The 15,779-nt window shown below is 72.2% G+C and carries 13 protein-coding genes; 8 read left to right on the plus strand and 5 right to left on the minus strand.

Going from position 1 to position 15,779, the window contains the following annotated elements:
* On the minus strand, positions 1-3,036 hold a 3,036-nt coding region (locus C471_RS12995), incomplete at its 3' end, for a transcriptional regulator FilR1 domain-containing protein (protein ID WP_004049729.1).
* Between the two features lie 117 nt (positions 3,037-3,153).
* Between C471_RS12995 and C471_RS13000 the strand changes: the two genes are divergently transcribed.
* Entirely contained in the window at positions 3,154-4,620 is a 1,467-nt protein-coding gene (locus tag C471_RS13000; RefSeq protein ID WP_004049731.1) for an aldehyde dehydrogenase family protein, read from the plus strand.
* Here C471_RS13000 and C471_RS13005 read toward each other — a convergent pair whose 3' ends face one another.
* Positions 4,621-5,484 carry an HD domain-containing protein gene (locus C471_RS13005; RefSeq protein ID WP_004049733.1) on the minus strand — a complete coding sequence of 288 codons (864 nt, stop codon included), beginning with the start codon at positions 5,482-5,484 and terminating at the stop codon, positions 4,621-4,623. It abuts the gene before it with no gap.
* A 336-nt stretch (positions 5,485-5,820) separates the two neighbouring features.
* Here C471_RS13005 and dapA point away from each other — a divergent pair, with 336 nt between their 5' ends.
* From dapA to C471_RS13035, 6 genes are read left to right on the plus strand one after another with little or no spacing between them, the layout of a single operon-like run.
* The gene (gene dapA / locus C471_RS13010) at positions 5,821-6,819 is read left to right on the plus strand and encodes a 4-hydroxy-tetrahydrodipicolinate synthase (protein WP_004049736.1); all 999 of its coding nucleotides are present in this window, start codon (positions 5,821-5,823) and stop codon (positions 6,817-6,819) included.
* Positions 6,816-7,619 (plus strand): 4-hydroxy-tetrahydrodipicolinate reductase, encoded by an 804-nt coding sequence (gene dapB / locus C471_RS13015; RefSeq protein WP_004049738.1) that lies wholly within the window; start codon positions 6,816-6,818, stop codon positions 7,617-7,619. Before dapA ends, dapB begins: the two co-directional genes overlap by 4 nt.
* 57 nt (positions 7,620-7,676) lie before the next feature.
* Positions 7,677-8,516 (plus strand): 2,3,4,5-tetrahydropyridine-2,6-dicarboxylate N-succinyltransferase, encoded by an 840-nt coding sequence (locus C471_RS13020; protein ID WP_004049740.1) that lies wholly within the window; start codon positions 7,677-7,679, stop codon positions 8,514-8,516.
* Positions 8,513-9,871: a diaminopimelate decarboxylase gene (gene lysA, locus C471_RS13025; RefSeq protein ID WP_004049743.1), complete on the plus strand. Its 1,359-nt coding sequence runs from the start codon at positions 8,513-8,515 to the stop codon at positions 9,869-9,871. The genes C471_RS13020 and lysA overlap by 4 nt, the downstream gene beginning before the upstream one ends.
* Positions 9,868-10,806 (plus strand): diaminopimelate epimerase, encoded by a 939-nt coding sequence (gene dapF / locus C471_RS13030; protein ID WP_004049745.1) that lies wholly within the window; start codon positions 9,868-9,870, stop codon positions 10,804-10,806. The genes lysA and dapF overlap by 4 nt, the downstream gene beginning before the upstream one ends.
* Positions 10,803-12,002 (plus strand): M20/M25/M40 family metallo-hydrolase, encoded by a 1,200-nt coding sequence (locus C471_RS13035; protein ID WP_004049747.1) that lies wholly within the window; start codon positions 10,803-10,805, stop codon positions 12,000-12,002. Before dapF ends, C471_RS13035 begins: the two co-directional genes overlap by 4 nt.
* Before the next feature lie 42 nt (positions 12,003-12,044).
* Here the strand turns inward: C471_RS13035 and C471_RS13040 are convergent, their stop codons facing one another.
* Entirely contained in the window at positions 12,045-12,542 is a 498-nt protein-coding gene (locus C471_RS13040; RefSeq protein ID WP_004049748.1) for a LabA-like NYN domain-containing protein, read from the minus strand.
* 107 nt (positions 12,543-12,649) lie between these two features.
* Between C471_RS13040 and C471_RS13045 the strand changes: the two genes are divergently transcribed.
* Entirely contained in the window at positions 12,650-14,572 is a 1,923-nt protein-coding gene (locus C471_RS13045) for an ABC transporter substrate-binding protein (protein WP_004049750.1), read from the plus strand.
* An 11-nt stretch (positions 14,573-14,583) separates the two neighbouring features.
* On the opposite strand, the gene C471_RS13050 is transcribed toward C471_RS13045, so the two are convergent.
* Together C471_RS13050 and C471_RS13055 are read right to left on the minus strand one after the other, a co-directional pair.
* Positions 14,584-15,327: an AMP-binding protein gene (locus C471_RS13050; protein WP_004049753.1), complete on the minus strand. Its 744-nt coding sequence runs from the start codon at positions 15,325-15,327 to the stop codon at positions 14,584-14,586.
* 84 nt (positions 15,328-15,411) lie between these two features.
* Positions 15,412-15,732 carry a cupin domain-containing protein gene (locus C471_RS13055; RefSeq protein ID WP_004049755.1) on the minus strand — a complete coding sequence of 107 codons (321 nt, stop codon included), beginning with the start codon at positions 15,730-15,732 and terminating at the stop codon, positions 15,412-15,414.
* Positions 15,733-15,779: the final 47 nt, after the last annotated feature.

The raw sequence follows: 15,779 nt of genomic DNA on the forward strand, positions 1-15,779 counted from the left end.
GTGGCTCACCGCGAACGCGCGGTACAGGTCGGAGCCGATCCGGTCCGCGATCGCCCGCGCCTCTCGCGCGTGCGCCGCGGCCTCGCCGACCTCGCCGCGCTGCTCGGCGATCTCGCCGAGGTTCAACAGGACGACCGCCTCGCGGTGCTCGTCGCCCACGGTCCGGTACCCGTCCAGCGCGCGCTGTGCCTCCCGCTTCGCGACCGCCAGCTCGCCGCGCCGACGCCGGGCGACCGCGAGGTTGGTCCTGACGTTCGCCTCGCCGTGGGTGTCGTCGTACGCCCTGAACAGCCCGCGGGCGACGCGGTAGTGGTCGATGACCGCACCGGTGCCGTCGAGCGCGTCGAGCGCGTTCCCCGCGTCCATGAGGCTCTTCGCGATCGCGATCGGGTCGCCGACCTCGGCCGCGATCGCGTACGCCCGCGAGGCCGCCTCGTAAGCGGCCTCGTAGTCGCCCGCGAAGTGGGCCGCCTGCGCCCGTCCCCGGACAGCGGCCGCGAGCCCCTGCCGGTCCTCGGCCGCCGAGAACAGCGCCGCGGCGCGGTCATACCGGTCGCGCGCGGCGTCGTATTCGCCGCGGCGACGCGCCACGTCGCCGTATCCCCGCTGGCGCTCGGCCTCGTCGGCCTTTTTCGCCGGCCGCCACGCGTCGAGCGCGGCGGTCGCTCCGTCGAGGTCGCCGGCGTCGACGTACATGCGCGCGACCCACTCGGGCGGCCGATCGCCGAGATCGGACGCACAGGCGTTCGGGAGGTCGATCCACGAGTAGCGGACCCGGCCGTACAGCCCCGCGAGCCGCGGGTAGCGCCGCCCGACCCCGTAGAGCGCCCGCACGGCCTCGGCCGCCCACCCCTCGGGGTCGCGCTCGATCCGGTCCATCGCCGGCGTGTCGCCGTCCAGCGCGCGCCGGATCCGGGACCGCCTGGCGGGCTCGTCGGCGAGCGCGAGCACCCGCGTCGCCGCCCGTCCGACTCGCCTGGCGACGACCGGCTCCGGCTCCCGTTCGAGGAGCAGCTCTAAGAACAACACCGACCACTCCTGGTGGGCCGTGCGGTCCGGATCGCTCGGCGTCGGGACGAGGACGGTGCCCGACAGCCGATCGAGGGCCCGCCGAACCGCGCCCGGCGACGTCTCGTCACCGACGAGCGCGTACGCGAACTCCCGCACGTCGCGGATCCCCGCCACGTTGAGGAGGTTCACGAGCACCGCGACGTCCGCGGTCGGCGGCGGCCGCTCGGTCAGGTCGCCGACCGCCGCCGAGACGGACGACTCCAGCCCCGTCTCGTGCGGCTCTCCCGGACTTCCGCCCCGGGTTCCGTCGAGCGAGGCGGAGTCGTCGAACAGGCCGCACGTTCGCACGAGGTGGTGGACGAGGCACAGCAACTCCCCGGGACGGTCGCCCTCCGGCCGACGCACCGCATCGAGCATCGCGCCCGGATCGGCGACCGGTCGGGTGCCGGTGAGATCGCCGACGTGTTTCGCGAGCCGCTCGGCCTCGCGCTCGTCGAGCCGCGGCATCCGGACGGTCTCGATCCGCCGCCGGTACTCGAGGTTGCTCGGGCGCAGCGGGAGCGAGTCGGGGTCGTCGTACCGCTCTTCGCGCGCGTCGAACAGAAAGGAGACGTCGTCCCGGTCGGCCAGTTCGCGGGCGACGCCGACCGCGTCGGACGCGTCGGAGTCGACGGCGTCCTCGACGACGACGAGCGCGTGTCCCTCGGCTCCGACCGCGCGCTCGCGGAGCCTGTCTGTCGCCGAGAACGGCTCTCCCTCGTCGCCGGCGCGGTACAGCACCGGTCCGCGTCCCGATCGGTGCCACCGCACGGCGGCGAGCCGGCAGACGGTGCTTTTCCCGCTCCCCGCCGGGCCGACCAGCGCGTGATCGTCGCCCGCGTCTAGCCCCTCCACCAACCGGTCGGCGATCGACCGCCGCGAGCCGTCGCAGGCCGCGGTCCGGTCAAGCACGAACCCCTCGTCGACCTCCGCGAACGACGGCGTCGCGCGGAGCGGACCGACCGGGTCCGCGTCGCGGTCGAGCAGCCCGTCGGTGAGCGCGACGAGCCCCTGCGCGGAGAGCGGATCCAGGAACGGGTCGTTGCGTCGGAACGGGGCGACAAACGCGTCGAACCGGCCGGACCCGGCCTCCCCGGCTGTCCCGTCACTCCGGCCGGGGGCTCCCTCGGCGGCCGAGGGGTCTGCGCTCCCACCGGACTCGGGGGTTCGCTCCCCTCCGCCGGCTCCGTCGTCCGGTCCGGCCCGAGCGTCCCGGAGCGCGGCAAGCTCGTCCGTCGCGTCGTGGCCCGCCTCGCAGAGGGCGCGAACGCGGTCGCGGGCCCACGCGACCGCCTCGGCATCGGTCGATTCGGCCACGCCGTGAACGCCGCCGTCGTCGTCGAACACGACGAGGGCCGCGGTCCCGTCGGCGACGAGACAGCCGACGTCGATCCCGTCGACGACACACACCGCGGCGCCGTCGCCGGCGGCGAGCCCCCTCAGCGTGCCGGCGTAGCGCTCGCGCCCGTGCCGGTACGTGCGGTCGGTCACCGCGAGGTCGACGCTTCCCCCGTCGGCGGCGGTGCGTCGGCACCGGTCGAGCAGTCGGGGATACGGGAGCGCGGGGAGCGCGGCGGCGATGTCGTCGGCGTCTGCGAGCACCGCGTCGAGCCGCTCCAAGGGACGGTACGGGTCCGGCGCCGCGGCGCGGTAGGTCTCGGCGTCCCGCAGCGCGACCGGGGAGAGCGAGATATCGGGACCGAGCGGAGCGAGCGTCTCGCTTGCGGCGTCGACGTCCGCGGCGACCGTCAGGAACCGCCGGTAGCTCTGCGCGAGCAGGCGTCCGGTCAGGGTCGTTCGGTAGCCGTCGGTCTCGCCGGCGACGAGCCCGGCGGCCTCCAGCTCGTCGATCGCGCGGTTGACCGTCGAGCGGGAGTGGCCGAGGTCGTCGACCAGCTCGTGTTTCCGGAGCGCCCCCTCGACGAGGCGTTCGAGGAAGTCGAGCCGGCGCTCGACCACCTCGACGAGTCCTGACGGCGCCTCCATTCGTCACCCCCGACTCGGTCCACCCGAATAACTGTTTCCTCGATCACACATTCCGTCGCGGGGTGACACAGTGGGTCACCGGATGAGAATATGCGGGCGGCCGACCGAGAGCCGCGTATGAACGGGGGAGCGACCGCGGACACGGACGGGACAGACAGGGCGGCGGCGGCGGTCGCGGACGCCCGATCCGCCGGGGCGCGACTCGCCGAGCGCGACGCCGCGGCGACGGGTCGGATCGTCGAGGCGATCGGCGAGCGACTGAGCGACCCGGAGGCGATCAGTCGCCTGGCGCTGGCGGCCGCCAACGAGACGGGACGCGGCCACCCGGGGACGAAGGGGGAGAAGATCGCGACCGCAGTCGAGGGGGCGCGAGCGCACGCCCGCGAGACCGCGACCGCGGGCGTGATCGACCGGGACGGCCCGCGTGGCGGGCTCACCGTCGCCCGGCCGGTCGGCGTCGTCGGCGTCGCGGTCCCGGCGACGCACCCGGTGGTCGTCCCCGCGGTCGTATCGCTGTACGCGCTGGCCGGGCGGAACGCGGTCGTCCTCTCGCCGTCGCCGTCGGCGGTCGAGACCTGCGACATGGTCGTCGAGGAGCTCCGACGGGCGCTCGGGGCGGCGGGGGCCCCGACCGGCGCCGTCTCGATGGTCCCCGCGCCGCCGTCGAAGCCCGGGACCGACTCGCTGTTCGAGCGCGCCGACTACGTCGTCGCGTCCGGATCCGGGACCACCGTCGCGGCCGGACAGCGCTGCGGGACGCCGAACGCATGTGCCGGCGCCGACGGCCTCGTCTCCGTCTCCGACGGGTCGGCGTCGCCCGCGGCGGTGGCGACGCGCGTCGCGGTCGGCGCGACGTACGACTTCGGCGCTCATCCCGCCGCCGACGCCGCCGCGGTCACCGCCGAGGGGACGACGGAGCCGCTGATCGCGGCGCTCGAAGACGAGGGGGGGTACGTCCTCGACGCCGACGAGCGCGAGCGGCTTCGCGACCTGCTGACGGGCGGCGGTCCGGAAGGCCAGCGGGCGGGCGGCACGGACCCCGAGGCGGCGCGGTCGTCCCCGATCGGTAACTCTCCGCGGTGGTTCGCGTCGGCGCTCGACCTCCCCCCGGCGGCACGGACGGCGGCGTTTCTGATCGTCGACGGGGGGGGCCTGTGCGAGGGGAGGGAGCGCGGGAAGGTCGAAGCCGTCCGTGACGACCCGCTCGCGACGCTCTCGGGAATTCCGGCGGTCGCGGTCCACGCCCGCGAGGGGTTCGGCGCCGCGCTTCGGCTGGCGGCCGACCTGGGCGGGCCGCACGCCGCCGCGGTCCACACCACTCGACAGGGACGCGTCACCCGGGCCGCGGAGCGGCTCGCTCCCGGCCGACTCGTCGTCAACCAGGCTGGCACCGCGGCGGCGGGATCGGCGCGGAACGGCTTCCCGTTCGCGCCGCTTCTCGGAGGCGGGAGCCGCGAGGGGGGCCAGCTCGACGGCGGGCTGACCGCGACCGACCTGATCGAGACGACGAGCGTCTCGGCGACGGCGGTCGGCGACCGCGCCGCGAACCGGAACGGGGCGGGGGAGACGCTTCGGGGGCCGTAGCTACAGTTCGATCCGGTCGACGATCGACCCGTTGCCGTCGCCGTCGCGGTGGGTGTTGATCGCGACCGTCCGGATCTGGTCTTCCAGCAGCGACCCCTCGATCTTCGCCTTGAGCAGGGAGTCGACCTGGTACACTCCCGCCGCGTTGTTCATCCGTATCACGACCTGCGCCGGGGTCTCTTCCCCCTCGCGCAGCGAGACGCGCTCGATCGCCTGCGAGGAGACGGTGTTGATCCCGCGCCCGCCCTCCTCGTAGGGGACCCGGGAGCGCCCGCGCTCCATGTCGAGTCCGTCGGCGATCCGGACGACGCCGGCCTCGCGGGTCAGCGGCTGCTCCTCGGTGTGGTGACAGAGGATGGCGTGGAGCACCTCGGCCTTGATCCGGACCCGCTCGGGGACGCCGTAGAAGGAGGGGAGGAAGTCGTCGAGGAAGTCGGCCGCGAGCGGGATCGAGTAGTACGGGTGGTCGTGGCGGTGGACGACGTGACCGATGTCGTGGAGCGTGGCCGCGAGCGCGATGATCACCGGCTCGTCGGCCTCGTCGAGCCCCTGCTGGCGGGCCCCGTTGAACTCGACGCCGCCGGCCTTCAGTAGATCGTACAGCCGGAGCGCGCGGTCCCTGACGATCTCGACGTGTTTCGCGCCGTGGTCGTTGTACCCCTTCCGGTCGACCGGGTTGACGTTCTGCGCCTCCAGGTACGCCGTGATCTCCGGATCCGACTCGATCCGGTCCAGCATCTCGTTGAGCCGTTCGTCGGGGAACGCGTGCTCGCGGTCGGAGTGATACTCGTGGCGGTCGGCGTCCGGGTCGGCGTCGATGTCGGCGTCGGGGTCAGTAGGGTCGGTGTCGGCGGGGTCGGTCATGAGATCGGTGGAAACGCGACGAGTAGGTAAAAGGATGTTCGTGATTGACGGGGAGGGCGCGGAGCCGCGTTCGGCGTCGGGACGCGCGACCGCTCCGCTCGGCAGTTTCGACCCGAGGCGCAATCTATAAGCGAGCCAAAGGCGCATACCCTGATGTGACCCGACCCGCGTCCTACCGCGGCTCGCCGACGCCGACAGCGACGCGGCTCTTCTCGAAAAAACGCGCGTGACTCGTCCGCCGGCGGGAGTGGCGACCCCGTCCCGGACGACCCCCGACCCGCGCGCACCGTCCCTCGACCGACTGCAGACACCGACCGGACACGGAGACACCCGCCCATGACAGACACCACGACGACGACACCCTACGCGACGCAGGACGAGACGGACAGAGACGCGACCGACGAGCCCTTCGAGGGCGTCTACCCGGCGATGACGACCCCGTTCACGGACGACAACGAGGTCGATCACGAGCAGCTCGCCGATAACGCCCGCTACCTCGAACGCGCCGGCGTCGACGGGGTCGTCCCCGTCGGCTCTACCGGCGAGTCGGCGACGATGACCCACGACGAGCACGTCGACGTGATCGAGACCGTCCGCGACGCCGTCGAGGACGTGCCGGTGATCGCCGGCACCGGCTCGAACAACACCGCCGAGGCGCTCTCGCTGTCCCGGCGCGCCGCCGACGCGGGCGCCGACGGGCTCCTCCTCATCTCCCCGTACTACAACAAGCCCGAGCCCGCCGGCTTCCTGGAGCACTACCGCACCATCGCCGACGAGGTCGACCTCCCGCAGATCGTCTACAACGTCCCGGGCCGGACGGGTCAGTCGATCTCCGTCGACGTGAGCGTCGAACTCGCCGAGCACCCGAACATCCAGGGGTACAAGGCCGCCTCGGGCGACCTGAACCTCATCAGCGAGGTGATCGAACGCACCCGAGACGAGGAGTTCGCGGTGCTCTCCGGCGACGACGGACTCACCCTTCCCGTGCTCTCGATAGGCGGTACCGGAACGATCAGCGTCGTCGCCAACGTCGAGCCCGAGCGCTCCTGTGCGATGGTCGGCGCCGCGCTCTCGGGCGATTACGACCGCGCCCGCGCGCTCCACCACGAGCTCTCGCCGCTCGTCCGCGAGCTGTTCGCCGAGACGAACCCGATCCCGGTGAAGGAGGCGATGCACGTCCGGGGCCGGGGCGGGCCCCTGGTCCGGTCGCCGCTCTCGCGGCTCTCCGGAGAGCGCCGTGAGACACTGCGCGAGCTGCTCGCCGAGTACGACGAGGCGGCTCCCGGCACCGTCGATCCCGAGGCCGTCGAGCCCGCGGCGGGGGACGCCGAATGAGCGGCGGCGACGCCGACCTCCGGCTCGCCGTCACCGGCGCCGGCGGCCGGATGGGGCGAGAGGTGATCGAGGCGGCCGCCGACCGCGAGGGCGTCGCCGTCGCCGTCGCGGTCAACCGCACCCCGACCGACCCGGTGGCGGGCGTCGCGGTCGAGGGTGCCGACCGACTCGACGAGCTGCTCGCCGCCGCGGAGCCGGACGCGCTCGTCGACTTCACCGGCCCCGAATCGGCGGTCGCGTACGCCGAGGCCTGCGCCGACGCCGGCGTGCCGATGGTCACCGGGACGACCGGCTTCGCGGACGCGCAGCTCGCCGGCCTCCGGGCCGCGAGCGAGGCGGTTCCCGTGCTCAAGGCGTCGAACTTCGCGCGCGGCGTCGCCGCGCTCCGCCGCGCGGTCCGGGAGGCCGCCGCCGCGCTCCCCGGCTACGACGTGGAGCTGACCGAGACGCACCACAACGCCAAGCGGGACGCCCCCTCGGGCACCGCGAAGTCGATTCTCGGCGACGTGGAGTCGGTCCGCGACGACCTCGACGAGCGCGTCCACGGCCGCGAGGGCGACGCGCCGCGCGAGGCCGGCGAGATCGGCGTCCACGCCCGGCGCGCGGGCGACGTGACCGGCGAGCACGAGGTGCTGTTCGCCGGCAACCGCGAGTCGATCGAACTCACGCACCGCGCCGGCGACCGCGGCGTGTTCGCCGAGGGCGCGCTCGACGCCGCCGACTGGCTCGCCGACCGCGACCCCGGCTGGTACGGGTTCGGCGACGTGCTGGACGCGGACGGCGGAGACGCTGGACAATAACTTCCAGACATACACACATCGACGAATAAATACCGACACTCATCCATACACCATTCAATGACGCTCGAAGCCGACGTATCCGATCTGTGGAACCGCTATCAGGAGGGGCTGACCGCCGCCGACGCGACCGACGAGGACGCGGCCGTGATCGACGAGTTCCTCGCCGCGCTGGAGGCCGGCGAGGTCCGCGCCGCCGAGAAGACCGGCGACGACGTGACCTCGTGGGAGGCCAACGAGTGGGTCAAGCGGGGCATCCTGCTCAACTTCGGCCTGCGCGAGACCGAGGCGCGCGAGTACGGCGGCGTGACCTACCACGACGTGCTCCCGCTGCGCGACACCGACGACCTCGGCGAGCGCGGCACCCGGAACACGCCGGACGGGACGGCGATCCGCCGGGGGGCCTACCTCGGTAGCGACTGTATCATGATGAGCCCCTCGTTCGTCAACATGGGCGCGTACGTCGGCGACGGAACCCTCGTCGACTCGTGTGACACGGTCGGCTCCTGCGCCCAGCTCGGCGAGAACGTCAAGCTCGGCGCCAACACGCTGATCGGCGGCGTCCTCGAACCGGTCGAGGACGCGCCCGTCATTATCGAGGACGGCGTCTCGCTCGGCGCGGGCTGTCGGGTCACCTCCGGCTTCCGCGTCGGCGAGAACTCGATCGTCGGCGAGAACACGCTCCTCACGCCCCGCATCCCCGTCTACGACCTCGTCGAGGAAGACGTGATCTACGGCCACCTCCCCGCCGAGCGCCGCGCGTTCACCCGGATGGTGGAGTCATCGGTCGGCGACCACGACCTGTTCGAGGGCGGCGCGTACAAGCCCGCGGTCGTCGCGACCCACGTCGAGGAGGAGACGCTGGAGGCGACGCGGCGCGAGGACGCCCTCCGCGAATGAGCGACGGCGACGCGGACGCACCGGACGGCCCGGAAAATCCACCCGCCCGGCGCGTGAGCGACTGGAGCGCCGAGCGCCTCGCCGGCCTCGCGGACGAGCACGACACGCCCCTCTACGTGCAGGACCTCGACCGCGTGGGCGAGAACTGCGAGCGCCTGCGCGACGCCTTCCCGGACGCCGACGTGCGGTACGCGGTGAAGGCGCACACCGGCCGGGCCGTGCTGGAGACGGTCCGCGAGGCGGGCCTCGACGCCGAGTGCGCCTCGGCGGGCGAGGTCGACCGCGCGCTCGCGGCCGGCTTCGGCGGCGACCGCCTCCACTACACCGCGGTCAACCCGCCCGCCCGCGACCTCGACTACGTCGTCGGCGTCGCCGAGGCGGAGCCGGACCTCACGGTCACCGTCGGCGCGGTCGACACTCTCGACCGCCTCGCCGAGCGCGGCTACGACGGGAGGGTCTGCGTCCGAGTGAACCCCGGCGTCGGCGCGGGCCACCACGAGAAGGTCCGGACCGGCGGCGCCGCGAAGTTCGGGATCCCCTCCGACCGGGCCGCGGAGGCGACGCGGGACGCGGCCGAGCGGTTCGACGTGGTCGGGATCCACGCCCACGCCGGGTCCGGAATCGACTCTGACCAGCTCGACAGCCACCGCGAACTGGTGGCGCGGATGGGCGAGCTCGCGCGGGAGCTGGCGGAGCCGGAGGACGCTGACGGCTCCCCCATCGATCTCGAGTACGTCGACGTCGGGGGCGGCTTCGGCGTCCCCTACGAGGAGGACGCGCCGGCGCTCGACCTGCCGGCGGTCGCCGCAGCGACGCGCGAGGCGGTCGCGCCGCTCCCCGCGGGCGTCGACCTCGCGATCGAGCCCGGGCGGTACGTCGTCGCCGACGCGGGCGTTCTCCTGACGCGCGTCAACACGGTGAAGCCGACGCCGGACGAGCGCGTCGTCGGCGTCGACGCCGGGATGACCGACCTGCTGCGCCCGGCGATGTACGACGCCTACCACCCGATCCGGAACCTCGGTGGCGGACGAGAGAGCGACGGGAGCGACGCTCCCGCCCCCGTCGACCGGTCGGCAACCCCTGTCACGGTCGCCGGACCTATCTGTGAGACGGGCGATACACTCTGTACAGACCGATCGCTCGCCGACCCGGCTCGCGGGGACCTCCTCGCCGTCGGGATCGCGGGCGCGTACGGATACGAGATGGCGAACCAATACAACTCACGACCGCGACCGGCGGAGGTCGCGCTCGACGACGGGACCGTGGCAGTCGTCCGCCGCCGAGAGACGCTCGGCGACCTGACGACGGTCGAGCGGGACGCGAACCGAACTGACCGAACGGAGGCGGGCCGATGAGCGCCTACGCCGTCCCGTTCGAGAAGTACCACGGTACGGGCAACGACTTCATCGTCGTCGACGCGGACGCCGAGGCCGTCGGCGACCGCGCGGCCTTCGCGCGCGCCCACTGCGACCGCGAGACGGGCGTCGACGGGGAGACGTTCGACGCGGCCGCTGCGAGCGGCGCCGACGGGAACCCCGGGCGGCGCGGCGCCGACGGCGTCCTCTTTCTCAGCGTCGAGGAGCGGTTCGACCCCACCCGCGTCGTGATGACGCTCGTCCAGCCGGACGGATCCACGGCGACGATGTGCGGCAACGGTGCGCGCGTCGTCGCCCGATGGGCCCACGACCGGACCGGCGACCGCGAGTTCATGATCGACACGCAGGCCGGCACCCGGCGGGCCTCCGTGAACGCGGACGCGACAGCGGCCACCATCGAGATGGGCGAGCCGACGTTCGACCCCCGCTGGGTCCCTCTCGCGCGAGACGAGCCCCTCATCGACGAACCGGTCGAGGGGCTCACGGTCACCGCCGTCAACACCGGCGTCCCGCACGCGGTGGCGTTCGTCGACGGCGGCCGCGACGACCCCGACGGGATCGGCGCGGTCGACCTCGACGCGGTCGCGCCGCCGGTGCGCCACGCCGAGGTCTTCCCCGAGGGCGCGAACGTGAACCTCGCCGCCGTCGTCGACGACGGGTCCGGTGACGGCCCCGCCGTCATCGACCAGCGCACCTTCGAGCGCGGTGTCGAGGGCGAGACCCGCTCCTGCGGTACCGGCGCGGTCGCGGTCGTCGCGGCCGCGCGCCGGCTCGACCTGATCGACGGCGACTCGGCGGTCAGTCGACCACCGGGCGGCGATCTCGAAATTTCGGTTCCGGACCGGGGCCACGCGACCCTGACAGGCCCCGTCGCCCGCGAGTACGGGGGGACGCTCCCCGCCGACCCGCGATGAGCGAGACGGCCTTCGATCCGGTCTCATTCCTGGCGCAGGCGGTTCGAACCCCCTCCCACGAGTCGATCGACGAGATGCGCGCGTTCGTCGTCGAGACGCTCGATCGGTTCGGAGTCGAACACGAGGTCGTCGCCGGCGGCTGCGTGCTCGCCGAGAAGCGCTCGGACGCACCGGATGAGGGGCCGCACCTCGTGTTGAACACCCACCTCGACACGGTGACGCCGCACGTCCCGTTCGAGCGCGGCGAGGCGACCGAAGACGAGCGCGGCGGTTCGACGGCGGCGACCGACGGATCGGGAGACGTGATCCGCGGCCGCGGCGCCTGCGACGCGAAGGGACCGCTCGCCGCCCTGCTCGCCGGGTTCCTCGCCGCCGAACCGGAGCGCGGGCGACTCACGCTGGCGCTCACCCCGGACGAGGAGTCGCTGTCGCTCGGCGCGGCGGCGCTGACCGGTCGCTCGCCCGAGACCGAAGACCGGCTCGACGGCGACCTGTTCCTGGTCGGCGAACCGACCGGTCTCGACGCCTGCACCGCCGCGAAGGGGCGGTTTCAGGGGACCGTCGAGCTGTCGGGGACCGCGGCCCACGCCGCGGAGTTCGCGGGGGCGAACGCGGTCGCGGCCGCCGAGGGCGCGCTCGCGGCGGTCCGGACCTTCGACGACGGCGCCGACGAACACCCCCAGCTCGGCGCGCCGAAGCTCACGCCGACCGTCATCCAGGGCGGCGGCGCGACGAATCAGGTGCCCGCGGACTGCGAGATCACCGTCGACCGCCGGAGCGTCCCGCCGGAGACGGCGGAGGGGTTCCGGTCGTCGCTCGCGGAGGCGGTCGACGGGGAGACCCCGGACGATATCGGCGTCGAGGTCGCGCTGACGGACCGCGAGTCGCCGTTCTTCGAGGCGTTCTCGACGGATCCGGACCACGAACTCGTGAACGCGGTCGCGAGCGCGGCCCGGGCCGCCGACGAGTCGATCGGCCTTCCGACGGACCGCGGCGGCGCGGTCAGGCCCTTCGGTGCGGCGACGGAGGCGTCGTACTTCGCGCCCGCGCCGACGGTCGTGTTCGGCCCCGGCGACCTCGCGGACGACGCCGGAGCGGTGGCGCACGCCGAGCGGGAGTACGTCCGGACTCGGGAGGTCGAGGCGGCCGCGGAGGCGGTCGAGCGCGCGGTGTCGACGCTGCTTGCGGAGCCGTAGGAGTCGGGAGACGCCCTGCGAGACACGTCGAGGTCCGGCCCGCTACAGCAGGAACGTCTCCTCTTTCTCCGCGAGGTCGACGAAGTCGTCGGCGGCCTCGATCAGCTCGTCGGCGGCGGAGTTGCCGAATCCCATCGCCTCGACGCGGACTCCCTCGTGACGGAGGTGCGAGCAGAGCCGGGCGAAGTCGCCGTCGCCGGTACAGAGGACGACCGTGTCGACGTGGCTCGCGAGCGAGACGGCGTCGAGGCTCATTCCGAGATCCCAGTCGGCCTTCTTCGAGCCGTCGGCGAACGTCTTGATCTCCTTGATCTTCGTTTCGAAGCCGATGTCGCGTAACGCCTCGAAGAAGCTCTCCTCTTCGGGGGACTCCGCCCGGATCACGTACGCGATGGCCCGAACGAGCGATCGGTCGTTAACCGCCTCCTCCAACAGTCCCGAATAGTCGATGTTCCGAGAGTACACGCTCTGGGCGGAGTGATACAGGTTTTGCGAGTCGGCGAGCACCGCGACGCGCTGGTCGGGGTGAATTTCGGTCATACGCTCCGTTCGATCCGATGGGTTAGGGGTTTTGGGATCCGTTCGCCTCGTGGCGCGGTCCGACATCGATCTAGGTGTTTTTGTATGCCTTCTTATTGGATCAGAACGTGAGACTGCAGCATCGTCACAGTGGAAGTGACAGCGAGAACCACATCGATCGGCGGCAGTGGCTCTCCACGCTCGGCGCCGTCGGCGTTGCGACGCTCGCCGGCTGTTCGGATCGGGACGACAACGGGAACACCGGGAGAACCGGAAGCGCCGAGGATGCCGAAAGCGCCGGAGGTGCCGGGGGCACCGATGCGGTCGCCGTGGACGCCGGTACCTTCCCGCGGTTCGGCGTCGACGACCTGTACGGCGAGGAGCTCGCCCGAGACCTCGCCCGGCGGGCGTTCGAGCGGTCCGAGTACGATTACGGCTTCGCCGGCGGGGACCTCGTCACTCCGGAGGGCGAGCAGGTCACGCTTGACATCTACTACCGCGCGGAACGCGAGCCCTCGCGGCTCACCGCCGAGTTCGTCTCCGAGGAGCTCGGCGACAACCTCGGTATCGACGTCGCGGCCGAGGCCGTCGACGGCACGCGGTTCAACAACGAGTACTGGACCGCCGAGCCGACCGGTGGCGCCGACACCGTGAACGGCGAGGAGGTCGAGTGGGCGAACCCCACCCCGCAGAACCCCGGGCCGCGCTCCGTCACCAGCACGGAGCCGTGGGACATGTCGGTCGTGTTCGGACTGAACGCACATCCCCACAATCCCCTGGCGAACGAGATGTTTTTCGACGGCGCCGACTCGCACTACAACCCGGTCGGCTACTACCCGCAGTTCGACGCGCAGGGGCTGTTCGAGGAGGCTCGGCGGGCGTCCGATCGAGACGAACTCCGGGAGGCGTTCGTCGAGATATTCGAGAATATCGCCCGCGAGCAGCCGTACGTCACCCTGTTGTTCAGCGACGGCCTCGTCGGCTATAACCCCGACCTCGAAGGGCCGATCGAGGACTTCTCGAACGGGTGGGACCTGCCCGCGTGGCACGAGGGCGAACCGACCGTCAGCGGGTCGTACGACACCGTCACCCCTGAGCGGTTCGCCACCTTGAACCCGCTGTTCAACGCCGAAAACGGCGCCGGCATCGCGATCGGCCGCGCGCTCGATCGGGGGTACACGTTCGACGAGAACCGGGAGTACTTCCCGCTGCTGTACGACATGTCCACCGAAGAGGGCGAGACGTGGACGTTCGACGTGCGGGAGAACCTCCGGTTCAGCGAGCCGTACGGTCAGGTCACAGCCGGAGACTTCGTCTACCTCGTCCGAGAGATTCACCAGGCCGACTGGGCGCCCACCGCCGCGTCGGGCGGCTGGGACGGCGTCGAAGTCGAACAGACGGGCGAGTTCCAGTTCGAGGCGACGCTGGAGTCTTCGAACCTGCTGTGGCCCCGGACGCGCGACCCGCTCCTGTACCCGATCCCCCGCGACCTCGTCGAGCCGTACGTTCGAGCGGAGGACGTGGAAGGGCTCAAACGGGACGAGGAGCTGCTCGAACTCCGGTTCACCGGCAACCTCGGTGCGTTCGAGCTCACGGAGTGGAACCGCGGCTCGGGCACCGAGTACGTCCGCAACGACGAGTACTACCTCCGCGACATCGACGAGGGCCCCGACCTGTTCTCGGAGGGGCCGCTCTTCGAGGAGGCGTCGATCAGCGTCGTTCCGAAGCAGGCGTCCCGTCTCGGTGCGCTTAAGGCCGGCGAAGCCGACTCGGTGGCGATCCCGTCGGATCGGTACGGGTCGTACGACGAGGACGAGAACGTGGCGGTCCGGCGGGTTCCCACGCCGTACAACACGGTTCTCTCCGTGAACCAGCGCGCGAACGGCTGGAGCGCCGGCCCGGGGAACCCCTTCCGACTGGTTCCGTTCCGCCAGGCGCTGGCGGCGGCGATCAGTAAGCGAGGTCTCATCGACGGCGTCTATCGGGGGCTCGCCGAGCCGAACTTCACCTGGCAACCTCGCTGGTCCGAGTTCTCCCCGGCTGACGACTGATCGCCTCGACCTCAACCGTTCTCGAACACCGGTAGCGTCGCCCGTTTCGCCCCGGCGGTCTCGGCCTCGTCGTCGATCACCACCAGATCGCCGCGGGACTCGCCGTCCTCGCGACCGGAACTCCGGTCCGCAAGCACGACCGTTCCTCCGACGGAGAGCGGCGCGACCACGCCGGCGGCAAGCACTCGCGGGTCCGCGAGGTCGCTCCGGAGGACGACCCGCGTCTCGGCGTCGATCCCGTGTCGATCGACGACCGAGGCGGCCGCCGCGAGGAGGTCTCGGTGGGTTACGTCACCGTCTGCGGCCCGGACGACCGGGTCGTCGGGGGCGACCCCGCTCGGCGGCATCGCGGGGTTCTCGCTCCACAGCTCCTGCTCCCAGTGGGTCGTCTCGGGGCGGTCCGGCGGACCGCCGAAGGCGGCGAGACTGGTTCCGGGCGCCGGCTCCGTCGTCGACTCGTCCGCGACGGCGACGAGGACCACACGATCGCCCCGTTCGATCCCCGTCGCGGGGTCGAACCGGACCGGAGCCCCCAGCCCCGCGGCGCCGAGGAAGGCGAGCGTCGTGTGAAACCCCGGCGTCGGCTCGACGGCGACGGTCGATCCCTCGCGGGCGCCGAGGTAGCGCAACACGTTGGCGGCCTTGTACGCGTTGGTGATCAGGTCCCGATACGTGCGCTCGCGCCCGTCGGCCGTGACGAGCGCGACCTCGCGGCTCCGCCGATCGCGATCGAGCAAGTCGCCGACGACGTCCATACGCGTGGCTCGGGGCGGACGAGACTTAAAAACGCGGAGGCGTTCTCGGGAGCCGCGAGCCGAGAGTAAGGAAGCGGTCTCCGTTCAGGGCGCGCCGGCGATGACCATCTTCGAGCCGTCCGCGGAGAACGCCAGATCGCGCGTGGAGTCGGCGTCGACCCGGACCGCGTCGCCGGGCCCGAGATCGACGGGCTCTCCGTCGACGGTGAGCGTCGCCTCGCCGTGGAGCAGCACGTACACCTCTTCTTGACCGTCCTCGGCGTGGTCGTGTTCCATCCCCTCCCAGCCGGCGTCGGCCTCGACGACCGTGACTCCGAGCTCCTCGCAGTCGAGGGCGTCGCGGAGGAAGTACATTCCCGGGGATAGCGGTTCGACGTCGTCGTAGGCGGTCGCGTCGTAGCCCATGCCGGAAGGAGGGACCGAACCGCGGAAAAAGTACGGGTTGGTGAAGG

Source organism: Halorubrum saccharovorum DSM 1137, from assembly GCF_000337915.1.
GTDB classification, from domain to species: Archaea; Halobacteriota; Halobacteria; order Halobacteriales; family Haloferacaceae; genus Halorubrum; species Halorubrum saccharovorum.